Consider the following 21,043-nt stretch of genomic DNA (forward strand, 5'->3'; position numbering starts at 1 on the left):
TTGTGACACCCGAAGCATTTTTGCCAGGATCAAAGGCATTGCTGCTTTTGAAATACTCACGCCGGAGGCATCAACGGTGCCACCAAATGCCTCAGTCCAGATGATGGCGGATCCGCCGGACCATCAACCAGACCGCCACCAGCACAATCGGCGTCAGCACCGCAAGGCCAAGCCCCTTGCTGATCCCCATGCCCTCGGTCAGCGGATAAATCGCATAGCTGGCAAGATTGATCGCGTAATAGCTGATCGCCACCGTCGACAGCCCCTCGACCGTGCGCTGCAGGCGCAGCTGCACATCGGCGCGGCGGTCCATCGATTCCAGCAGTTTCTGGTTCTGCGCGGATCGGTCCACGTCGACCCGGGTGCTGAGCAATTCCGCCGCCCGCGCCGCGCGTTCGGCCATGCTGCGCAACCGGCTTTCCGCCGATTTGACCGTGCGCATCGCCGGATCATAGCGCCGCATCATGAATTCGGCGAATGTCTGGCGACCGTTCAGCCGGATCTCGCGCATGACCTGAATCCGCTGGTTCACGATCGCCTCATAGGCCGCGGTCGCGCCAAAGCGGAAGGTGTATTTCACCGACAGGCTTTCCAGCTCGGCCGAGATCGCCAGCAGGTCGTGCAGCATCACCTCGGGGCTGCGCTCTGCCCCGTCCAGCGCCGTCACCAGCCCCGACAGGCGCGGGTCCAGCGCGTTCAGCCGGGTGGTCAGATGGCGCACCCGCACCAGAGCCAGCATCGACATCGCGCGGTAGGTCTCGACCTCGCACAGCCGCTGCACGATGCGCCCTACCCGCCGCTGCGAGGTGCCGGGGCGCACAAACACGGCAAAGCGCATATGTCCCGCCGGATCGATCCGGAAATCCCCCGCCACCAGCGCCGCGCCATCCACCACCTTTGACACCGCCAGACTCTCGCCGACAAACCAGTCTTCCAGCCGCGCCAGAGCCTCGGTTTCATCCTCGGGCATGTGCTCGATCCGGATCAGCACCGAACAGAGCCGCTTGCCAGGGGCCTGCGCCAGCCAGTCTTCGGGAAACACCGCCGCCTCTGCCGGATCAAACGCCCGACCCGAGACGCCCTTGCCAAAGGCGGAATAGGTCACGAACTCGGTATGGCTCTCCCATTTCAGCTGATTGCGGCCGATCTCGCCAAAGAAATGCGTGGCGTCGGGCTGCGGATGCGCCCCGCCGTTGCGGTCCAGCAGGTCGATCAGATGCGCCCGGTCCCGCGCCCGGTCTCGGTTGGCGGCATCCTCCGGCTCTTTGATCGCCAGATACACCGCCGTCCCCGGCACCTCCAGCGCCGGAAACGGCCGGGCGTGCAACTCGTTGACGATGGTATAGCGCTGCGGATGGTCTGCAAGATGGGTCATGAAGCATACTCGGGCCAAGGGTCTTATGAGTCACTTAGGCCGCACAGCGCCAGCTGGAAAAGCGAATTACCGGAATACACAGGTATGCCGCACAGCTGTTGCGCGAATGCCAAAGGCCCCGGCATTTCGCCGGGGCCTTTGAGAGGATTTTTCGCAGAAAAATCGTGCCGCGTCAGTCGATCAGCGGCAACAGCGCATCAAGCGACTTTTTCGCATCGCCATAGAACATGCGGGTATTGTCCTTGTAGAACAGCGGGTTCTCGATGCCCGAATACCCCGTCCCCTGCCCGCGCTTGCTGACAAACACCTGCTTGGCCTTCCAGCACTCCAGCACCGGCATACCGGCAATCGGGCTGTTCGGGTCTTCCTGTGCCGCCGGGTTCACAATGTCATTCGAGCCGATCACGATGGCCACGTCGGTCGAGGGGAAATCCTCGTTGATCTCGTCCATCTCCAGCACGATGTCATAGGGCACCTTGGCCTCCGCCAGCAGCACGTTCATGTGCCCCGGCAGACGCCCGGCGACCGGGTGGATGGCAAAGCGCACGGTCTTGCCCTTGGCGCGCAGCTTGCGGGTCAGTTCCGACACCGATTGCTGCGCCTGCGCCACCGCCATGCCGTAGCCCGGAATGATGATGATGCTGTCCGCCTCGTTCAGCGCCGCCGCGACGCCCTCGGTGTCAATCGCGATCTGCTCGCCGGTGACTTCCATCTGCGGGCCAGAGGTGCCGCCAAAGCCGCCAAGGATCACAGAGATGAACGAACGGTTCATCGCCTTGCACATGATATAGCTCAGGATCGCCCCGGACGAGCCGACCAGCGCGCCGACCACGATCAGCAGGTCATTGCCAAGGCTGAAGCCGATGGCCGCCGCCGCCCAGCCGGAATAGCTGTTCAGCATCGACACCACCACCGGCATATCGGCGCCGCCGATGCCCATGATCAGGTGATAGCCGATGAAGAACGCCAAAAGCGTCATCGCCACCAGTGTCCAGATCCCGGCATCGTTGAAATACATCACGCCCAGAATGACCGAGCCGATGGCCGCGCCTGCGTTCAGCAAATGCCCGCCGGGCAGCTTCTTTGCGGTGGTGTTGACCTTGCCCGCCAGCTTGCCAAAGGCCACGACCGAGCCGGTAAAGGTCACCGCGCCAATGAACACGCCCAAGAACACCTCGACCCGCAAGATCGAGATTTCAACGGCAGTTTTCTTGGCCAGAAGCGCCGCAAAGCCCTCCAGCCCGACCCGGGCAGAAGGCTCCATCGCCAGCACGCGGCTCAGTTCCAGATCGGCGTTGAAGCCGACGAAGACCGCCGCGAGACCGACCAGAGAGTGCATCGCCGCCACCAGCTGCGGCATCTCGGTCATCTGCACCCGCTGCGCGACCACATAGCCGATTGCACCGCCCCCGGCGATCATCAACAGCGACAGGAACCAGTTGCCCGCCCCCGGCCCCATGAGCGTTGCGACAATCGCAAGGCCCATGCCGACGATGCCATACCAGACCGCGCGCTTGGCGCTTTCCTGCCCGGAAAGCCCCCCCAGCGACAGGATGAAAAGAATGGCCGCAACGACATAGGCGGCCGTGGTAAATCCGTAATCCATCGACCGATCCCCTTACGATTTCTGGAACATGGCAAGCATGCGCCGGGTGACAAGAAAGCCACCAAAGATATTGATTCCGGCCATGAAAACCGACAGCGCCGCCAGCAGGATCACAAGGTACGACCCCGATCCGATCTGCATCAGCGCGCCCAGAATGATGATCGACGAGATGGCGTTGGTGATCGCCATCAGCGGCGTGTGCAAGCTGTGCGACACGTTCCAGATCACCTGGAACCCGATGAACACCGCCAGCACAAAGACGATGAAGTGCTGCATGAAGCTCGCCGGAGCCACCAGACCAAGGCCCAGCAGCAACACCGTCCCCACCGCCAGCAGGCTCACCTGATTGCGGGTCTGGGTCTTGAACGCCGCCACTTCCTGCGCGCGTTTCTCTGCCGGGGTCAGCTCGACCGCCTTCGGCTTCGGCTTGGCCGCCGCAATCGCCGCGATTTTCGGCGGCGGTGGGGGATAGGTCACCGCGCCCGCATGAGTCACGGTCGCGCCCCGGATCACGTCATCTTCCATGTTATGCGCGATCACACCGTCTTTCTTTGGTGTAAGATCGGCAAGCATGTGACGGATATTGTTGGAATAAAGCGTCGAAGACTGCGCCGCCATCCGGCTGGGGAAGTCGGTGTAGCCGACAACCGTCACGCCATTGTCGGTGACGATCTTCTGATCCGGCACTGTCAGATCACAGTTGCCACCGCGCTCGGCGGCCAGATCGATGATCACCGATCCCGGCTTCATCATCTGAACCATATCCGCCGTCCACAGCTTCGGCGCGGGGCGGCCGGGGATCAGGGCGGTCGTGATCACGATATCCATCTCTGGCGCCAGCTCGCGGAACTTCGCCAGCTGTTTGGCGGCAAAGGCGGGGCTCGACGGGGCGGCATAGCCGCCGGTCGCGGCACCATCGGGCAATTCGCTGGCATCAAATTCCAGAAAGACGAAATTCGCGCCCATCGATTCGATCTGTTCGGCCACTTCGGGCCGCACGTCAAAGGCGTTCACGATGGCACCCAGCGAGGTCGCCGTGCCGATCGCGGCCAGACCAGCCACACCCGCGCCAACGACCAGAACTTTCGCCGGCGGCACCTTGCCCGCTGCCGTGACCTGCCCGGTGAAGAACCGGCCAAAGTTGTTGCCTGCCTCGATCACCGCGCGGTAGCCCGCGATATTGGCCATCGACGACAGCGCATCCATCTTTTGCGCGCGGGAAATCCGCGGCACCATGTCCATCGCAACGGCGGTCGCGCCCTGCCCGGCAATCTGTGCCAGCAGATCCGCATTCTGCGCCGGCCAGAAGAACGAGATCAGCGTCTGGCCCGATTTCAGCAGCCGGGCCTCATCAGCCTCCGGGCCGCGCACCTTGACCACCACATCGGCCGCGTCATACAGCGCCGCCGCAGACGGGACGACCTCGACCCCGGCCTTTTCATAAGATGCGTCGGAAAATCCGGCCTTGGCGCCTGCGCCGGTCTCGATCACGCAGGTATGGCCCAGCTTGATCAGTTGTATGGCCGAGTCCGGCGTCATGGCGACGCGATTCTCGCCCTCGAATAGCTCTTTCGGTGCCCCGATCTTCACAGTTTCTCCCCCGCTTCTCAGGTTGGTCCTGCGCCAAAGCGCAAAGGTCCGGCTCTGTATTGCGACCCAATTAGCACCGCGCAAGATTATTTCATAGACTTCTACACGTTTGCGGCATTTCTATCGCAGATTGCGACAATAGCCCCCACTGCGCCCGGCCTGATGCGCAAATTCCGGGCCGGTCCTCGCTGTTCAGACCGGCAAAGCGCCGCCTGAAATAGCAATGCCCCCCTTGCGCCACGCGCCGCTTTCGTCATTGTCGGCACCAACACCGGAGAACCGCCATGCCGACCGATTTTGCCGCCACCCGCGACCAGTTTCACCTGCCCGAAGGGGTGATCTATCTGGATGGCAATTCGCTCGGCCCCCTGCCGCATGCGGCGGCGGCCCGTGTTGCCGCCTGTGTGACGGATGAATGGGGGCAGATGCTGATCCGGGGCTGGAATGCTGCGGGCTGGATGGATCAGCCGACACGGCTGGGCAACCGCATCGCGCGGCTGATCGGGGCGGAGCCCGGATCCGTGGTGTTGGGCGATACCCTGTCGATCAAGGTGTATCAGGCCCTCGCCTCGGCCCTGGACATGGCCCCCACCCGCCGCGTGATCCTGTCCGACACCGGCAATTTTCCATCTGATCTTTATATGGCCGAAGGGCTGTGCCGCACGCTTGGCCCCGATTACCGCCTCGTCACCGTCGCCCCGGAAGAGGTGGCGTCGGCGATCACCGATGAGGTTGCCGTCCTGATGCTGACCGAGGTGGATTACCGCACCGGGCGCAAGCATGACATGGCCGCGCTTACTGCGCTGGCCCATGAAAAGGGGGCCATTGCGGTCTGGGATCTGGCGCATTCGGCGGGCGCGCTGCCGGTCGATCTGGCGGGGTGCGACGCGGATTTTGCGGTCGGCTGCACCTATAAATACCTCAACTCCGGCCCCGGTGGCCCGGCCTTTATCTACGTGGCCCCCCGCCATCAGGACAGCACGCGCCCGGCGCTGTCAGGCTGGCTTGGCCATGCCGCCCCCTTTGCCTTTGACCTGAGCTACCGCCCCGGCGCCGGGATCGAGCGGATGCGGGTGGGCACCCCGGCCATTCTTCAAATGGCCGCGCTGGAGGCCAGCCTCGACATCTGGGACCGGGTCGACATGGCCGATCTGCGCGCGCGCTCCATCGCGCTGTGCGAGGCTTTCATCGCCGGGGTCGAGGCCGCCTGCCCCGACCTGACCCTCGCCTCGCCGCGCGACGCGGCACAGCGCGGATCGCAAGTCAGTTTCCGCCACCCCGAGGGCTATGCCATCATGCAGGCGCTGATTTCGCGCGGCGTGATCGGTGATTTCCGCGCGCCCGACATCCTGCGCTTTGGGTTCACGCCGCTCTATACCTCCGACGCCGATGTGCATGGCGCGGTTGCCATTCTGGCCGAGATCATGGCGATGAGTTCCTGGGACCGGCCCGAATTCAAGACACGCGCCAAGGTGACATGATCCGCCTGCGGCCCTATGCGCCCGGCGACCGGGCGGCGGTGAAAACCGTGTTCTACCGCGCCGTACATGAGGGTGCTGCCGGGCATTACACCGCCGCACAGCGCGCCGCCTGGGCCCCCGATCCGACCGTGGACCCGGCCCAGCCCGACCGGCTGGTGGGGCAGTTCTGCCTGCTATGCGAACGCGATGGCCAGATCACCGGCTTCATGTCGCTGTGCGATGACGGCTATCTCGACATGGCGTTTGTGCTGCCCGAAGTCAGGGGCAAGGGCGATGCCGCCGCCCTCTATGATGCCATTCTGGCCGAGGCGCAGCGCCGCGCCCTGCCCCGGCTGACCGCCCATGCCAGCCTGCTGGCCCGCCCGTTCTTTGCGCGCCGGGGCTGGCGTGTGGAGCAAACCGAAGATCACCCGGTCGGCCCGCTGACCCTGCGCCGCTTTGCGATGCAGATTCTGCTGCCCGCCGCCCCCGGCCCGCAGGTCTGAAATCACAGTTCCGCGAGGTGCACCCCGATTGGGCAACTGTCCGCGCAGGGGCTTTGACCTCTCTTGCGACCTCAGCTAAGTTTGATCAGATAGCGCAGGGGCTTGCCGCTTCCGCTCTGAATTTCTAACAGGATTTCCACAATGTCATCTTTCGCGCTCCGGGCCTTGCTTGCCATGACCGTCACGGCAGGTCTTTCCGCCTGTGTGCCGACCACCACCACCTCGACCGCCTCTGCCGTGCCCGACGTCTCGGTCCCGGAAGAGGGGATCTATCTGGCGACAAAAGACAATGGCATCAATATACCCGCCATTGACCCGGCCAAGGTGCCCGCGCAGTTCCAGCGTCAGATCGTCGATTTCCCCTCGACCGAAGCACCCGGCACGGTGATCATCAACCCGGCGACCAAGCATCTGTATTTCATCACCGGCAACAACAAGGCGATCCGCTACGGCATCGCCGTCGGGGCCGCAGGCTTTCAGTGGTCGGGTCAGGCGCTGGTGACCAACCGCCGCCAATGGCCGACCTGGACCCCGCCGAAAGAGATGATCGAGCGCAAGCCCGAGCTGTCGAAATGGGAAAAGGGCCAGCCCGGCGGCCCGACCAACCCGCTTGGCTCGCGCGCGCTGTACCTGACCACCAATGGCGTCGATTACGGCTACCGTATCCACGGCACGCCGGACTGGTGGTCGATCGGCAAGAACGCCTCGTCCGGCTGTATCCGCATGATCAATCAGGATGTCATCGACCTGTATAACCGCGTGCCCGATGGGGCCAAGGTGATCGTGCTGACCGCCAGCGGCCAGATCCCAAAGGGCCTGAGCCTGCCACCGCCTGCCCCGAAAAAGAAAAAGCCGGAGGCAAAGCCCGAAGCCGCCGTGGCAACGACCGAAGATGCCGACGGCACAGCGACCCCGGCGGCAGGAACCGCGCCGGTGATGGGGCCAATGTCCACCACGCCTGCCGTGCCTTCGGCCATCGGCCCTGCGCTGCCAACGCCTGCGACGGTGACACCGGTACCGGGCATGACCACGCCCAGCCTGCCCGCTGCCCCGGCAACGCCCGTCGTCACCGCGCCCCTAACTCCGGTGGCCCCCGCAGCACCGTCCACGCCTGCTGCACCCGCTGCCGTGACACCCGCCGCCCCGGCTGCTGACACGCCTCCGGCCCCGGCTTGTGCGGTGCCACTGGTCAACGGCGCCTGCCCGCAGGGCTAAGACGACGACGCAGAAAGCAAAACGCGCGCATCCCCGGATGCGCGCGTTTTTTCATGCCTGACCTCAACCCGGCTCAGACCAGCCAGCGATCATAATCGCTGACCAGCAGATGGGTCGGGGCGACATCTTCGTCAATCTCGGCAAAGCGTCCGATCGGTTCAACAAACACGTTGTCGGTCAGATCGTCATTCACCGTCGAAACCTCGCCGATCAGCACATCGCCGCCCTCGCCCCAGAACGCATGCCAGTCGCCCGGCATCAGCGTCACACTCTCTCCGGGAGCCAGCTTCAGCTTGTCGCCGGGCGCATAGGCGCGTTCCAGACCGTCGCAGCGCACCACGCCACCCCGGTCGCGGGCAAACCGGCCCTGATCATCGCTGCCATACAGCTCGACCACCAGCGTCGCGCCGCCCCGGTTGATGATATCCTCGGCCTTGATCACATGGGTGTGCATCGGCGACAGCTGATCCTGACGCGAGATCAGCAGCTTTTCGGCATAGCACATGCCGCCGCCGCGCTGCAGATCGGCCAGATCGCCATTGCGCAGGGTGAACAGGAACAGCCCCATCTGGTCAAACCGGCCCTGCCCGTAATCGGTGATGTCCCAGCCCATGCGCGAGCCGATGATCCGCCCCGCCTGCGCCTTTTGCGCCGCGAACTGATCCGGCGTCCAATAGGCAAAGGGTGGCAGCACAAAGCCATAATGGCGGATCATCTCATCCGCCGCCGCCATGACCTCATTGATCCGGCTGCGCGTCATGGAATGGGTCTTGGATTGGGTCACGGCATCCTCCCTGCACATCTGGCGGCGACTATACCCGCCCCGTTAGCGCAAACAAGCGCTGCGATCAGACTGCGCTCACGCGCTGCGCATCAGCGCCGGGCGCTTGCCCGCCGCCCAATCGGCCACCGCCTGCCCAAAGGCCGCGAACAAGGGCCGCGACACCGGGTCGCCCGCCGCGTTCCATTCCGGGTGCCATTGCACCGACAGGGTGAACCCCGGCGCGCCCTGCACATAGATCGCTTCGGGCGTGCCATCCGGGGCAGTGCCGTCAATCACGATGCGCGCGCCGGGGCGGTTGATGCCCTGACCGTGCAGCGTATTGGTCATCACCTCTGTCGCGCCCATCAGATGATGGAACACCCCGCCGGGGGTGAATTTTACCGGATGGCGCAGGGCGAACTTTTCCTCCAGCGTGCCATCGGGCGGCATGCGGTGGTTCATCCGCCCCGGCAGATCGCGGATCTCGGGGTGAAGCGTGCCACCCATGGCCACGTTGACCTCCTGAAAGCCCCGGCAGATGCCGAACACCGGCTGCCCGCGGTCCACACAGGCGCGCACCAGTGGCAGGGTGATTGCATCACGGCAGCGATCAAAGCTGCCGTGTGCCGGGGTTTCATCCTCGCCATATTCGCTGGGGTGGACATTGGGCCGTCCGCCGGTCAGCAGGAATCCGTCGCACAGCTCCAGCAACTCCTCGACCACCACCAACCGGGGGTCCGAGGGAATGATGATCGGCAGACAGCACGACACCTCGGCCACGGCTTCCGAATTCATCGTGCCCCCGGCATGGACCGGATAGCTTTCATTCAGCAGGCTCATGTTGCCGATAATGCCCACAACCGGGCGGCGGGTGGCGGAGAGTGTCATTGACGTACAGCCAGATTTGCTTTGCATGCTCAGACAATAGGCGCAAACCCCGCGCAGGCCAAGTCCGCAGCCGCGCACAACCGGTCCGCACCTGAGACCACAGGCCGAAACAGCCCCTTTTCACGGCGAACGGACAAAATTGCCGCAGATGACGCGCCCGTGACTTGGCTTCCCGCCACTGGAAGCTGTGATACTGGCAAAAATCACAGGAGTCGCCGATGAAAACCCCACTCTTTGCCCTGCTCACCCTCACCGCCCTTGCCGCAGCCCCGGCACTTGCGCAGATGGACCACTCCGGCCACGGTGCGGCGCATAACATGGACAGCCCCTCCAGTGCCGCCTATGCCGAGGCGAATGCCCGTATGCACAGCGCCATGACCATCCCGCTGACCGGCAACGCCGATGTCGATTTCATCGCCGGGATGATCCCGCATCATCAAGGCGCGGTCGATATGGCGCGCATCGTGCTGGAACATGGCACCGACCCGGAGGTGCGCAAACTGGCCGAGGCGGTCATTGTCGCCCAAGAGGCGGAAATCGCCTGGATGACGGAGTGGCTGGCCGCAAACAGCAAATAAGCCCGCATTCTGTGCAAAAATCTCCGGCCAGCGTCACGCAACACCCGTGACGCTGGCTGAGCTTTTCGCAGAAAAATCGCCCCGCTACCCCGCCGCGATGATTTTCGCGGCGGCGTCCAGCGCGCCGGGCCCGTGCGGGATGTTCAGCGCGATCATCCCCGCCTCCATCACCGCCAGCGCGCCCAGTGTCATATGGGCATTCACATGCCCCATATGCGCCACCCGCAAAAACCCGTGCCAGGCCGGATCCGACGGCAGCGCCATGCCCAGCCCGATGCCCAGCGTCACCCCGGCCTCGCGTTCCGTCCACTCGCGCAGCCGCGTCGCATCCGGTGCGCCCAGCCGCGCCGCCGTCACCGCGCGCGACCGATAGATCGGATCCGCCACATTCAGGCCAATGCGCGGATGCCCTGCCCCCCAGGCGTCAAACGCGGCCCAGACCGTCCGCGCCAGCACCTCATGCCGGGCCCAGACATTGGCCATCCCCTCCTCATGCAGCATGCTCAGCGCCTCGCGCAGGCCGAACAGGTGATGCGTCGGCGCGGTCCCGGCCCAGTATTGCCAGAACTCCTCCGGCTCGGCCCGCTTGCGCCAGTCCCAATAAGGGGTGCGCAGATCGGACTTGGCGCCCGCCTCCCGGGCCTTTTCGGAAAACCACACGAAACACATGCCCGGCGGGGTCATCAGCCCCTTCTGGCTCGCCGCCACCGTCAGGTCGATCCCCCAGGCATCCATGTGATACTCATCGCAGCCCAGAGACGCGATGCAATCGACACAGAGCAGCGCCGGATGCCTCGCTGCATCCATCGCCGCCCGCAAGGCAGGAATATCGGTGCGGATCGAGCTGGAGGTGTCAACATGCGTGGTCAGCACCGCCTTGATCCGGCCCTCGCGATCTTGCCGCAACCGCGCCTCGACCCGGCCCATATCCACCGGGGCCTGCGTGCCGAAGTCCATCAGTTCGACCTCCACCCCCATCGCCCGCGCGCTCTCGGCCCAGCCGATCCCGAACCGGCCGGTGGACAGCACCAGCACAAGATCCCCCCGGCTGAACAGATTGGCATTCGCCGCCTCCCACCCTGCATGGCCGTTGCCGATATAGGCCGCCACATGCTGCGTAGTGCCCGCCACTGCCCGCAGATCGGGCCACATCGCCGCCACCATCTCGGTCAGGTCGCCCGCATAGATGTTGGGCGCGGCGCGGTGCATCGCGTTCAGCACGCGGTCGGGCATCACCGACGGGCCGGGAATGGCCAGATAGCTGCGCCCACGCGACAGATCGGGGCGGGAAACATTCGGACGGGGGGAGTTTGATTGCGTCATCATCAGCTCTGCAAGAGGATACGCGCCAATCGCTAGGCCCTGTCACAGCCAAGGTCAATTGCTCCGCCCCTGAATTTCAGCCCCGCCATTGCAGCGGCCGGGGCTTTGACATTAGATCAGGCACAGGGCGATGCCTGCCCCGCCGGCAACAGGCCATGACAGGCCCAGCCCATACGCATCAGGAGACCCGCATGACCAACCCCAGTTTCGGCGAGACCGCCCCCGACCGTCAGGTCTGGACCGTCACCGGCAAAGACCGGGTCAGCTTTCTGCAGGGCCTGATCAGCAATGACATGCTGCCGCTCGACCGTGCGCCCGGCATTCTCTGGGCGGCCCTGCTGACGGCGCAGGGCAAGTATCTGGCCGATTTCTTTGTGATCCGTCCGGACGACGATGATCATCTGCTGATCGACATCAAGACCAGCGTCGCCGCCGACACCCTGCGGCGGCTGACGCTCTATCGTCTGCGCGCCGATGTGCAGATCACGCCCGCCGATCTGACCGTAACCCGTGGCCTCGGCGCCGCCCCCCCCGGCAGCTGGGCCGACCCGCGCCACCCAGGCCTCGGCTGGCGCGGTTATGGCCTGCCCGGCACCGAACCCGTGATCGACTGGGACGCGATCCGCGTCGCACATTGCATCCCGGAAACCGGGATCGAGCTGGTTCCCAACGACAGCTATCTGCTCGAATCCGGCTTCGAGCGCCTGCAGGGCGTCGATTTCCGCAAGGGCTGCTATGTCGGGCAAGAGGTCACCGCGCGGATGAAGCACAAGACCGAGCTGAAAAAGGGCCTTGTCACCGTCGCCATCGACGGCGCGGCCCCGGTCGGCACGCCGATCCTGTCGGGCGAAAAAGAGGCGGGCACCCTGTTCACCCAATCGGGCGGGCGGGCAATTGCCTGGCTGCGGTTTGACCGGATGCAGGAGATGACGGCGGGCTCTGCCCGCCTGCATCCGGTCGCCTGACCACGATTATTCTGCGAATAATCCCGTCACGATCTTTCTGCGAAAGATCCCCTGCCCGGCGTTTTCGCAGAAAACGCGAGGGTCGGAATTTTCGCAGAAAATTCGTTTGCGAATTCGTCCGCGTCAGGCGCGCTCGGAGTATTCCATAAGCTCCGTATGCACGATGATCTCTTCATCCTGCCCGATGAACGGCGGGATCATGATCCGCACGCCATTGTCCAGAATGGCCGGCTTGAAGCTGTTCGCCGCCGTCTGGCCCTTGACCACCGGCTCGGTCTCGACGATCCGGCATTTCACCTTTTGCGGCAGGGTCACCGCCAGCGCCTCGTCGCCGTAATAGCGCACCGTCGCCGTCATGCCGTCCTGCAGGAACGGCCGCCGCTCGCCCAGAAGCTCGGCATCCAGTTCGATCTGCTCATAGGTCTCGGAATCCATGAACACCAGCCGCCCGTCACTCTCGTACAGGAACTGCTGATCCTTGTTCTCCAGCCGGACCTCTTCGATCTTGTCCTCGGACCGGAAGCGCTCGTTCAGCTTGCGGCCATCGCGCAGGTTTTTCAGCTCAACCTGGGCGAAAGCCCCGCCTTTTCCCGGCTTTACGTGGTTTGCCTTGACAGCAGCCCACAGGCCACCCTCATGCTCCAGCACCATTCCGGGCTTGATTTCGTTTCCGTTGATTTTAGGCATTTGTGGCAAAACCTTGACAAAAGGTTGAAGTCGAAAGCGCCACACCTATATCTGGGCTGTCCAACGCGGGCAAGCAGACTAAATACAGTATTCCTTTGCGTCAGCCATGCATCACGTGCATGACAGGATTGCAAAACGGGTAATGCCGAATCGCTCCGAAAGGTTTAGGTTCGCCCGACACCGAGAAAGACAAGAGCAAGAATAAGGACTGCCAAAATGACTGGTTTCGTTGACAGCACCGCTTTCAATTACGAACAAGGCCAACGCGCGCGCAAGCTTTTTGCCGCTGTGGTCCTTGCTGCGCTGGACGATGCCATCGCAGATGACAAAAAATACGGCAACGGGCCTGAACAGATTGCACGTTGGGCACGCTCGCGCGACGGTCGTGAAGTGTTGTCCTGTGCCGGGATCGACCCGAACGAACGGGTGGTCAAGGGCCTGATGGAATTCGTGTCCAAAGGCGTGCGCACCTCTGTCGCGCTCAGCCGCGAAGAGTCGGAACGGCGCCACGCGCTGGAATCGGAAATGGGCGAAGCCGCCTGATCCATTCCTTCCGCCGGAAACCAGAACGCGCCCCGTGGGGCGCGTTTTGCATCTCAGGCCCGTGGAACGGGCAGATGGGTCGCAACGACCGCCTTATTCGAACTCGCGCAGCGCCATCGCACGGGCAATCTCGGCCCGCACCAGTTTGCGCACATTGCGCGTGATCCGCTCGCCCAGAGTGCCCGACAGCTCTTCGCGGATCAGGTCGCGCACCAGATCGCGCAGCACCTCTTCGTCAAACACCATGCCCCCCGCCTGCGCGTCATAGAGCCCCGAGATCACCTCTTCCTCGGTCTCCTGCGCCAGATCGGCCCGCACCGCCGCCTCGGCCTCGTCGGCCCAGCCCGCATCCTGCCAGGCGCTGTCATCCTCCGGCGGACTCACCTCACGCAGGGTCAGGCGCTGCGGTGTCGCTTCGACAGCATCGGCCTCGACCGCATCCGGCAACAGATCCTCTGCCTCGGCAAAGCCCGCTCTTGGCGCTTCCAGAAAATCGGGCGATGCAGCTGTGACCGGACTGCCCGGCACGGCGGCCTCGTCGCGCGGCGGAGCATCGGATGCCAAAGCCCCCGGCCAGACCTCGGGATCACCAAAGGGGGATTCCCATTCCTCCTCGGTCACGGCAGCGCCCAACCGTGCCACCACATCCTCGACCGGGGCCACCGGCTCTGACGGTGCCACCGCCTGCTCCGGCTCCGGCTCCGGCGCAGGCGTGATCACATCCGGCGCCGTCACCACCCGCAGCGCCGGGGTCAGCAGCAGCTTTTCCGCCACCGGCTCTGGCGCAGCGGCCGGGGCCGGGCGCAGATCTTCTGACACCAGACGACGGATAGAGGACAGAACATCCTCGATTTCATGATTGCTCATCGGTTCCGACATGACGCCCCTGCCCGTATTCAGGCCGGTCACCCAGCCCGTTATCCTGCCACATGCCCGGCTTGGGTGACGGCGCATCGTACGCCGCCTGCCGGTTCTTTGCGCCAGTCTAATCCCACACGGGCCGCAGCACAAGAAAAGGACGCATGCTGCGTTAACGCATTTCCGCCGCTGCCCGCTTCTGCGCCGCGCTTACTTCAGCTTCTCCAGAATCCGGTCCAGCTTCTTGCCCTGCGCCGAATGGACCGGCGCATTCTTGACCGCATTGTAATAGCCCGCCGGATCATAGGTCGGGATGCCCAGCTGAAGATGCTCGACCGACAACAGACCCATGGCCTGCAAGATCTGGTACACGCCCAGATAGCGCTGCGCCTCGGCCTGAATCCGGGTCACCCGCGCATCAAGCAGTTCCTGCTCGGCGTTCAGCACATCCAGCGTGGTGCGCGCGCCCAGGCTCGCCTCTTCGCGCACGCCGTCAAACGCGGTTTGCGCCGCGCGGATCTGCCGGTCCCCGGCCTGCACCTGCGCATTGGCAATCTCCAGCCCGGCCCAGGCATTGCCCACCGCCTGCGCGATCAGCACCCCGGCCTGCCCCAGATCGGCGCGCGCGCCGTCGCGATTGGCAATCGACTGGCGCAACAACGACGCCTGATTGCCACCCGAATACACCCGCTGGTTCAGCGACAGGCCAAAGCTCTGGTCATCCCCGCCCGCATCATTCAGCCCCACCCCGACCCGCGCCGAAAGCGTCGGGCGGAACGCGGCCTTTTGCAGTTCCACCGCCAGATCGCTGATCGTCACCCGGCGCTGTGCCGCCAGAAGCGAAGGATGTGTGCGCAGCGCCACCGTCCGCGCCGCCTCCATCGAGGCGGGCAGGCGTGGCGATGTCGGCAGCCGCGCCAGATTGCGCGGATAGGCCCCGGTCGCCGCCTTGAACGCCTCACGTGCAACCATCAGATTGCCCTCGGCCGCCGCATAGCCGGCCCGCGCTGCCGCCAGCCGTGCCTCGGCAATCGACACATCCGTCCGGGTGATCTCGCCAACCTCGAACCGGTCCTGCGCCGCGCGCAGTTCCTGTGTCACCAGCCGCACGTTCGAGTCGCGCAGCGACAGCAGCTGCTGGTTGACCTGCACATCCACATAGGCCGCAACCGCAGCAAACAGCACGTCCTGTTCCACGCCCCGCAGCAATTCGCGTGTTGCCAGTACCGATTCCTTGGCAATCTCGATCTGCAGCGCCCGGCGCCCGAAATCCAGCAGCACCAGCTGCGCCGTCAGATCAAAGGTCGTGCGCACCCCCTCGGTCACCGGGGCGTTGCTGGCCTGACGGGCACGCGAATAACCGCTGCCCAGCACGAAATCGACCACCGGGCGCAGCGTCGACATCGCCTGCGCCACATCCTCATCTGCCGCCCGCAAGGTCGCCGCCTGTTTGTCCAGCAGGTTCGAGGTGCGATAGGCCGCGATAAAAGCGTCCGTCAGCGTCTCCGCCTGGGCAACCGGTGCCGCCAGAACACTGACCGCAACCGCCGCTGCTGCAAAGAATCCACGCATTTCCAGACTGCTCCTGTCATTTCGCCCCGGTTCTTTACGCGCCGGGGGCCGCTTTCCGTCGTCGAAACAAAGTCAAACCAAAACCGTCAGAGCGTAAATCCACCCGTCGCGGCAAATCCCGGCAGCACCGGCGCCGCAGCATTGAACACAAAGCGCCAGCTGACCTTGCCATCCGATTTGTAACCGATCCGGGCCACGCCCAGCGCGCCCTCCATAAAGACCGCCGCAATCCGGCCGCCGTCTTTCAACTGGTCCAGCAGAGCCGGCGGAATAACCTCTACGCCGCCCTGCACCGTGATCACATCATAAGGCCCATGTTTGGCAGCCCCTGCCGCCAGCGGCCCGACGATCACCGCCGCATTGTCGACCGAGGCCTGCGACAGCAGATGCTGCGCCTCTGTCGCCATCGCCTCATCTTCCTCGACCGCGACGACCGCATCGGCCAGACGGGCCAGCACGGCGGCCGAATAGCCCAGCCCGCAGCCCAGATCCAGCACCATCTCATCCGGCTGAATATCCAGCGAATCCAGCAATTTGGCCAAGGTCCGCGGCTCCAGCACAACACGACCCGGCCGCAGCAGCAGGTTTTCCCCCATATAGGCCGCCTCACGCTTGTCGCGCGGAACGAATGTTTCACGCGGCACGCTCAGCATCGCTTCGATGATCGGAAACTTGGTCACATCAGACGGGCGCACCTGGGTGTCAACCATCATCACGCGGCGGGCAGAGAAATCGGTCATGGGCTGAACTCATGGGTCTGGATCGGCTGTATCGAGTCTTGCCACATCTCCCCGGCAGGGGCAACGGCACAGACTGTCCCACCCGGAACCGTATAGCATTTTTCTCACGCTTTTTTATCTTCTGCCCACCACAGGCGGCCGGCACCGCCTATTGTGCAGGCGGATCAACCCTTTGCAAAGACGGCGCAATCACCGCAAATGCCGCTTCTGCCGCTGGTGTCAGATCAAAGCTGCACAGATTGCCCTGCGCCACCGCACGACAGGGGCCGGTGTCGCCGGTGATCCAGTCCACCGGGTTCAGAAACCACACCGCGCCGCCATCACCTTCGACATCCTCGAAAAACACCGCCGAGACCTCTTCGGCCAGTTCACCGTCGCCCAGATCGGCATGATACGGCGTCTCTACCGCCCAACCCTGCGGCAGGGTCACGCGCAGGCCGGTCTCAGAGTCGGTATAGTCGCAGCGTGGCTCGGTGCAGCGCAGCGCCACCGCAGGCTCGATCGCCAGCACCGGCACCTCGATCAGCGTGGTCTGCGTGGTCACCACCGCCTTGGCCTCGAACAGCTCTGCCTCGGTAAAGCCGGAAAGCAGATACTCCCCCGGCTCCAGCACAACCTGCCACGGCCCGTTGACCGGCTCCGGCGTCATGATCATCGCCTCCAGCACATCCGCCTCTTCCGGCAGGTCCAGCGGCACCGCCGACCACGACACCGGGCCCGCCTCTACCCCCTCGGGCAGCAGCGCGGTCACGCTGACCGTCACCGGCTCTGCCAGCGCCATCAAGGGCATCAAGGCCCAGATCACTCCCAGAACAACGCCGCGCCGCACGTCACACCTCTTGCCCTTCTGCCCGTGAAGGCATCCCGCCCCTGCCAAAGCCACGGCCCACCCAGGCCGCCGCCTTTGTGCCCATGTCGCGGAACTTGTCCGACGCCCGCTCCAGCTTTGCAACCCATTCCGGGTTCGGCACCTGACCGGCAGTGACCTTGAAGAACACCTGCATCATGCAGGCAATGGCAAACGGCTCGATCAGGGCCGCCTTGACTGCCCAGGCAAAGACGAACGCGACCAGAAAGCCGATTGCCGACATGTTCCCCGGCATCAGCCAGACCACAGCCGCCGCCGGGGCCAGCATCAGCACAAACACCAGCAGCGACAGCCCCCAGACAATGGCGGTCAGCCAGGCCGCATTCACCATCATCACCTTTGCATTCTGACCATACAGCACCAGCGCATCCTGCGCGCCTTTCCACGGGTTTTCCACCCGTGTCGCCATCAGATGCCCCAGGATCACCTCATCCATCAGCCCGACCGCCATCCGCAGATAGGCCCGCACCACGCCCATGATCTTGTCCAGCCCCGGAATCGGCAGGATCGACAGCAGCCCCTGCACAATCCCGGTGATCGCGCCCACCACGCCCTTGATCACCTGATCCAGCCCGAACAGGGCCGAGGCGGTGCCAAAGCGCGCCGCCACCCGGTCGCGGGCCCAGGCAATCTGCCCCTGCCCGCCCGGAATCTCGCGGCCCTGCATCGCCTCGACCATCACCGCGATATGCCCGGCCTTGACGATATACAAAAGGTAATCGCGAAAGAAAAAGATCACCCCGACCGTCAGACCAAAGCCGCCAAATGCGCCCCATGCGGTCGATGTCACCCGGAACTCCTCATCGCCAAAGGCCCCGACGCCGTAGCCAACCCCGGCTCCGGTGCCGGTCACCAGCACCAGCGTCAGCGCAATTCCAAAATACACCACCACGCGAAACAGCACAAAAGGCGCGGTCCGCGCCATCAGGCCCAAGGCCTGCCCGATCGAAAAATCCCACATTCTGCCGATCCTGAAATACTCTGATCAATCCCGACAGACTGCGGCCCTTGCCGCCGTTTGACAAGCCTGAACCGCCCCGGCCAAAGCCCAGGCCGGGTCAGGTTTACCCAACCCCTGCCCATTGCTGCTTTCAAAATACTCCCGCGCGGAGCGCTCCCGAAGCCTGCCAGAGGCGCCGCCTCAGACCAGCCGCAGCCCCTTGCCCACAGCCTCGCGCCGCAGGGCGTCGCGCGCGGTGGTGGCAATGTCACTGGCCTGCAACCCGGCCCAGGCGTACATCTGCCCCGGTGCGGCCTGATCAATGAACCGGTCGGGCAGTACCATGGTGCGGATCGCCCGGCCCCGTTCCAGCAGCCCTGCCCCGGCCAGATGGTGCAGCACCAGCGCGCCAAAGCCCCCCGTACTGCCCTGCTCCACCGTGATCAGCGCCGCGTGATCCTCGATCAGCTGCTCGATCATCCCGGTATCCAGCGGCTTGGCAAAGCGGGCATCCGCCACCGTGACCGAGATTCCCTCGGCCTCCAGCAGCTCCGCCGCTGCCAGCACCTCGCCCAGATGCGCACCGAAGGACAACAGCGCCACATCGCTGCCCCGCCGCAGCACCCGGCCCTTGCCGATCTCCAGCACCCGGCCACGCTCGGGCATCTCCACCCCCAGCCCCTCACCGCGCGAATAGCGAAAGGCAATCGGCCCCGCCTCATGCGCCACCGCCGTCGCGATCATGTCGCACAGCTCGGCCTCATCGCCGCAGGCCATCACGGTCATGTTGGGCAGGTTGGCCAGAAACGCCACATCAAACGCCCCGGCATGGGTCGCACCGTCCTGTCCCACCAGACCCGCGCGGTCGATGGCAAAGCGCACCGGCAGATTTTGCAGGCAGACATCATGCACGATCTGATCATAGCCGCGCTGCAGAAAGCTGGAGTATATCGCGCAGAACGGTTTCATTCCGCTCGCCGCCAGCCCGGCGGCAAAGGTCACGCCATGCTGCTCGGCGATCCCCACGTCAAACACCCGCGCCGGAAACCGCCGCGCCATCACATCAAGGCCGGTGCCCCCCGGCATGGCCGCCGTGATGCCCACAATGCGTGGATCGCGCGCCGCCTCTTCGGTCAGCCTTTGCCCGAACACCGCCGTATAGCTCGGCGCATTCGACTTTGCCTTGACCTGCGCGCCGGTCGCCACGTCGAACTTCGCCACGCCATGATATTTGTCATCCGCGCCCTCGGCGGGGGCATAGCCTTTGCCCTTGACCGTCACCGCATGGATCAGCACCGGCCCGGTCGCCCGCGCCCGCGCCGCGCGCAAGGTGGCCAGCAGTTGCGGCACATCATGCCCATCCACCGGCCCGATATAGGTAAAGCCGAACTCCTCGAACAAGGTGCCGCCGCCCGGCATCCCCGTCACCATCTGACGCGCCCGCCGCGCGCCTTCGCGCACCGCCCCCGGCAGATGCGCCTCCACCCCCTCGGCCACGGCTTTCAAGGTCGCCAAAGGCCCCTTGACCGCAATATCATTCAGATAGCGCTGCAACGCCCCCACCGGCGGGGCAATGCTCATGTCATTGTCGTTCAGAATGACAAACATGCGGCTTTTCAGATGCCCCGCATGGTTCATCGCCTCATAGGCCATGCCCGCCGTGATCGCGCCATCACCGATCACCGCGATGGTATCGCCCACCGGCATCCCCATTTCGCGCCCGACCGCAAAGCCCAGACTGGCGCTGATCGAGGTGCTGGAATGGGCCGCCCCAAACGGGTCAAATTCCGACTCCGACCGCTTCGTGAACCCCGAAAGCCCCCCCGCCTGCCGCAGGGTCAGCATCCGGTCGCGCCGCCCGGTCAAAATCTTGTGCGGATAGCATTGATGCCCGACATCCCAGATCAGCTTGTCCAGCGGCGTGTTGAACACCGCATGAATAGCGACGGTCAGCTCGACCACGCCCAAGGACGAGCCCAGATGCCCGCCGGTGCGGCTGACCACCTCGATCGTCTCGCGCCGCAGCTCACCGGCCAGTGCCGCAAGCTCGGCGTCAGACAGCGCCTTGAGGTCGGCGGGACCGGACACGCGGTCCAGAACCGGGGTGTGAATGGTAAAATCGCCCATGGTCGCCTCCTCCAAAGCGGTCGCCCGACCCCAAGGGGCCAAAAGCAAAAAAGTGCCGCATGGATCAGCTCCACACGGCACCAGGTCCCTGTCGCCAACAGGAAGGGAACCGGGCTGTGGTTGCGCCCCGGATCCGGACCGGCATCTTGGCCCGAATTAGGTTGCCACGGGCGGCACAACCGCCCGGACACAGGATCACGCCAGATCGTGCCCCGGCGCTGCCAACGGCTGCTCCAGGCTGGACCGTGGCATCGGGTCGGGTGTCTGGCGGCTTTCCTCGGGCAGCAACAGCCCGATGGCATAGATTGCGCCGATAAAGATGCCGATCCCCAGCAGAAACACCCCGGCCAGAAAGGCCCCCCATACCATCTGTCCGAAAACCCATGTGCGCAGGCGGATGGTCGGACTCTCGGTCTCGTAGAACGGTTTGTCAGACATG

The 21,043-nt window shown here is 64.5% G+C and carries 20 protein-coding genes; 6 read left to right on the plus strand and 14 right to left on the minus strand.

Annotated elements, in window-relative coordinates:
* Positions 1 to 91: 91 nt before the first annotated feature.
* The 3 genes from D1012_RS12410 to D1012_RS12420 all read right to left on the minus strand — a co-directional run bounded on the left by D1012_RS12410 (position 92) and on the right by D1012_RS12420 (position 4,571).
* Positions 92 to 1,375 (minus strand): DUF3422 family protein, encoded by a 1,284-nt coding sequence (locus D1012_RS12410; RefSeq protein ID WP_118152658.1) that lies wholly within the window; start codon positions 1,373 to 1,375, stop codon positions 92 to 94.
* 172 nt (positions 1,376 to 1,547) lie between these two features.
* On the minus strand, positions 1,548 to 2,981 hold the full coding sequence (locus D1012_RS12415; protein WP_118152660.1) for an NAD(P)(+) transhydrogenase (Re/Si-specific) subunit beta: 1,434 nt from the start codon (positions 2,979 to 2,981) through the stop codon (positions 1,548 to 1,550).
* 12 nt (positions 2,982 to 2,993) lie between these two features.
* A complete protein-coding gene (locus D1012_RS12420; RefSeq protein ID WP_118152662.1) occupies positions 2,994 to 4,571 on the minus strand; it encodes a Re/Si-specific NAD(P)(+) transhydrogenase subunit alpha in 1,578 nt (525 codons plus the stop codon).
* 284 nt (positions 4,572 to 4,855) lie between these two features.
* On the opposite strand from D1012_RS12420, the gene kynU reads away from it, so the two are divergent.
* From kynU to D1012_RS12435, 3 genes are all read left to right on the plus strand, one after another.
* Positions 4,856 to 6,052, plus strand: coding sequence for a kynureninase (gene kynU / locus D1012_RS12425; protein WP_118152664.1), 1,197 nt, complete (start codon positions 4,856 to 4,858; stop codon positions 6,050 to 6,052).
* Positions 6,049 to 6,537, plus strand: a complete 489-nt coding sequence (locus tag D1012_RS12430) for a GNAT family N-acetyltransferase (protein WP_118152666.1) — start codon at positions 6,049 to 6,051, stop codon at positions 6,535 to 6,537. The genes kynU and D1012_RS12430 overlap by 4 nt, the downstream gene beginning before the upstream one ends.
* A 141-nt stretch (positions 6,538 to 6,678) precedes the next feature.
* Positions 6,679 to 7,752: a L,D-transpeptidase gene (locus D1012_RS12435; protein ID WP_118152668.1), complete on the plus strand. Its 1,074-nt coding sequence runs from the start codon at positions 6,679 to 6,681 to the stop codon at positions 7,750 to 7,752.
* Between the two features lie 73 nt (positions 7,753 to 7,825).
* Here D1012_RS12435 and D1012_RS12440 read toward each other — a convergent pair whose 3' ends face one another.
* Both D1012_RS12440 and D1012_RS12445 read right to left on the minus strand, forming a co-directional pair.
* Entirely contained in the window at positions 7,826 to 8,512 is a 687-nt protein-coding gene (locus tag D1012_RS12440) for a D-lyxose/D-mannose family sugar isomerase (RefSeq protein ID WP_118152859.1), read from the minus strand.
* Positions 8,513 to 8,611: 99 nt separating this feature from the next.
* Positions 8,612 to 9,403, minus strand: coding sequence for a gamma-glutamyl-gamma-aminobutyrate hydrolase family protein (locus D1012_RS12445; RefSeq protein ID WP_199489494.1), 792 nt, complete (start codon positions 9,401 to 9,403; stop codon positions 8,612 to 8,614).
* A gap of 218 nt (positions 9,404 to 9,621) precedes the next feature.
* Between D1012_RS12445 and copM the strand changes: the two genes are divergently transcribed.
* Entirely contained in the window at positions 9,622 to 9,981 is a 360-nt protein-coding gene (gene copM, locus D1012_RS12450; protein ID WP_118152672.1) for a CopM family metallochaperone, read from the plus strand.
* Between the two features lie 84 nt (positions 9,982 to 10,065).
* On the opposite strand, the gene D1012_RS12455 is transcribed toward copM, so the two are convergent.
* A complete protein-coding gene (locus D1012_RS12455) occupies positions 10,066 to 11,304 on the minus strand; it encodes a pyridoxal-phosphate-dependent aminotransferase family protein (RefSeq protein WP_118152861.1) in 1,239 nt (412 codons plus the stop codon).
* 191 nt (positions 11,305 to 11,495) lie between these two features.
* Between D1012_RS12455 and ygfZ the strand changes: the two genes are divergently transcribed.
* Complete coding sequence (ygfZ, locus tag D1012_RS12460) at positions 11,496 to 12,269, plus strand: CAF17-like 4Fe-4S cluster assembly/insertion protein YgfZ (protein ID WP_118152863.1); 774 nt, start codon at positions 11,496 to 11,498, stop codon at positions 12,267 to 12,269.
* A 123-nt stretch (positions 12,270 to 12,392) separates the two neighbouring features.
* Here ygfZ and efp read toward each other — a convergent pair whose 3' ends face one another.
* Positions 12,393 to 12,956 carry an elongation factor P gene (gene efp, locus D1012_RS12465; protein WP_118152674.1) on the minus strand — a complete coding sequence of 188 codons (564 nt, stop codon included), beginning with the start codon at positions 12,954 to 12,956 and terminating at the stop codon, positions 12,393 to 12,395.
* Between the two features lie 216 nt (positions 12,957 to 13,172).
* On the opposite strand from efp, the gene D1012_RS12470 reads away from it, so the two are divergent.
* Entirely contained in the window at positions 13,173 to 13,499 is a 327-nt protein-coding gene (locus tag D1012_RS12470) for a DUF6280 family protein (protein WP_103333163.1), read from the plus strand.
* A 93-nt stretch (positions 13,500 to 13,592) separates the two neighbouring features.
* Here D1012_RS12470 and D1012_RS12475 read toward each other — a convergent pair whose 3' ends face one another.
* The 7 genes from D1012_RS12475 to pufX all read right to left on the minus strand — a co-directional run bounded on the left by D1012_RS12475 (position 13,593) and on the right by pufX (position 21,042).
* Positions 13,593 to 14,366, minus strand: a complete 774-nt coding sequence (locus D1012_RS12475) for a hypothetical protein (protein ID WP_118152676.1) — start codon at positions 14,364 to 14,366, stop codon at positions 13,593 to 13,595.
* A gap of 201 nt (positions 14,367 to 14,567) precedes the next feature.
* A complete protein-coding gene (locus tag D1012_RS12480) occupies positions 14,568 to 15,929 on the minus strand; it encodes a TolC family outer membrane protein (protein ID WP_118152678.1) in 1,362 nt (453 codons plus the stop codon).
* An 86-nt stretch (positions 15,930 to 16,015) separates the two neighbouring features.
* Positions 16,016 to 16,669, minus strand: a complete 654-nt coding sequence (locus D1012_RS12485; protein WP_118152680.1) for a protein-L-isoaspartate O-methyltransferase family protein — start codon at positions 16,667 to 16,669, stop codon at positions 16,016 to 16,018.
* A 148-nt stretch (positions 16,670 to 16,817) separates the two neighbouring features.
* Positions 16,818 to 17,498, minus strand: coding sequence for a hypothetical protein (locus D1012_RS12490; RefSeq protein WP_118152682.1), 681 nt, complete (start codon positions 17,496 to 17,498; stop codon positions 16,818 to 16,820).
* 1 nt (position 17,499) lies between these two features.
* Positions 17,500 to 18,498, minus strand: a complete 999-nt coding sequence (locus tag D1012_RS12495) for a hypothetical protein (protein WP_118152684.1) — start codon at positions 18,496 to 18,498, stop codon at positions 17,500 to 17,502.
* A 180-nt stretch (positions 18,499 to 18,678) separates the two neighbouring features.
* Positions 18,679 to 20,604 (minus strand): 1-deoxy-D-xylulose-5-phosphate synthase, encoded by a 1,926-nt coding sequence (gene dxs / locus D1012_RS12500; RefSeq protein ID WP_118152865.1) that lies wholly within the window; start codon positions 20,602 to 20,604, stop codon positions 18,679 to 18,681.
* Positions 20,605 to 20,799: 195 nt separating this feature from the next.
* Complete coding sequence (pufX, locus tag D1012_RS12505; protein WP_118152686.1) at positions 20,800 to 21,042, minus strand: RC-LH1 core complex protein PufX; 243 nt, start codon at positions 21,040 to 21,042, stop codon at positions 20,800 to 20,802.
* Position 21,043 lies beyond the last annotated feature (1 nt).

Origin of the sequence: Pseudotabrizicola alkalilacus, from assembly GCF_003443995.1 — a bacterium.
Taxonomy (GTDB): Bacteria; Pseudomonadota; Alphaproteobacteria; order Rhodobacterales; family Rhodobacteraceae; genus Pseudotabrizicola; species Pseudotabrizicola alkalilacus.

Excerpts from the sequence above, each read along its gene's own strand:
- D1012_RS12445 (WP_199489494.1), bottom strand. The coding sequence starts at position 9,403 with ATGACACTCTCCGCCACCCGCCGCCCGGTTGTGGGCATTATCGGCAAC.
- dxs (WP_118152865.1), bottom strand. The coding sequence starts at position 20,604 with ATGGGCGATTTTACCATTCACACCCCGGTTCTGGACCGCGTGTCCGGT.
- D1012_RS12475 (WP_118152676.1), bottom strand. The coding sequence starts at position 14,366 with ATGAGCAATCATGAAATCGAGGATGTTCTGTCCTCTATCCGTCGTCTG.
- copM (WP_118152672.1), top strand. The coding sequence starts at position 9,622 with ATGAAAACCCCACTCTTTGCCCTGCTCACCCTCACCGCCCTTGCCGCA.
- D1012_RS12495 (WP_118152684.1), bottom strand. The coding sequence starts at position 18,498 with ATGTGGGATTTTTCGATCGGGCAGGCCTTGGGCCTGATGGCGCGGACC.
- ygfZ (WP_118152863.1), top strand. The coding sequence starts at position 11,496 with ATGACCAACCCCAGTTTCGGCGAGACCGCCCCCGACCGTCAGGTCTGG.
- D1012_RS12410 (WP_118152658.1), bottom strand. The coding sequence starts at position 1,375 with ATGACCCATCTTGCAGACCATCCGCAGCGCTATACCATCGTCAACGAG.
- D1012_RS12435 (WP_118152668.1), top strand. The coding sequence starts at position 6,679 with ATGTCATCTTTCGCGCTCCGGGCCTTGCTTGCCATGACCGTCACGGCA.
- pufX (WP_118152686.1), bottom strand. The coding sequence starts at position 21,042 with ATGTCTGACAAACCGTTCTACGAGACCGAGAGTCCGACCATCCGCCTG.
- D1012_RS12440 (WP_118152859.1), bottom strand. The coding sequence starts at position 8,512 with ATGACGCGCAGCCGGATCAATGAGGTCATGGCGGCGGCGGATGAGATG.
- D1012_RS12485 (WP_118152680.1), bottom strand. The coding sequence starts at position 16,669 with ATGACCGATTTCTCTGCCCGCCGCGTGATGATGGTTGACACCCAGGTG.
- D1012_RS12415 (WP_118152660.1), bottom strand. The coding sequence starts at position 2,981 with ATGGATTACGGATTTACCACGGCCGCCTATGTCGTTGCGGCCATTCTT.
- efp (WP_118152674.1), bottom strand. The coding sequence starts at position 12,956 with ATGCCTAAAATCAACGGAAACGAAATCAAGCCCGGAATGGTGCTGGAG.
- D1012_RS12480 (WP_118152678.1), bottom strand. The coding sequence starts at position 15,929 with ATGCGTGGATTCTTTGCAGCAGCGGCGGTTGCGGTCAGTGTTCTGGCG.
- kynU (WP_118152664.1), top strand. The coding sequence starts at position 4,856 with ATGCCGACCGATTTTGCCGCCACCCGCGACCAGTTTCACCTGCCCGAA.
- D1012_RS12430 (WP_118152666.1), top strand. The coding sequence starts at position 6,049 with ATGATCCGCCTGCGGCCCTATGCGCCCGGCGACCGGGCGGCGGTGAAA.
- D1012_RS12455 (WP_118152861.1), bottom strand. The coding sequence starts at position 11,304 with ATGACGCAATCAAACTCCCCCCGTCCGAATGTTTCCCGCCCCGATCTG.
- D1012_RS12470 (WP_103333163.1), top strand. The coding sequence starts at position 13,173 with ATGACTGGTTTCGTTGACAGCACCGCTTTCAATTACGAACAAGGCCAA.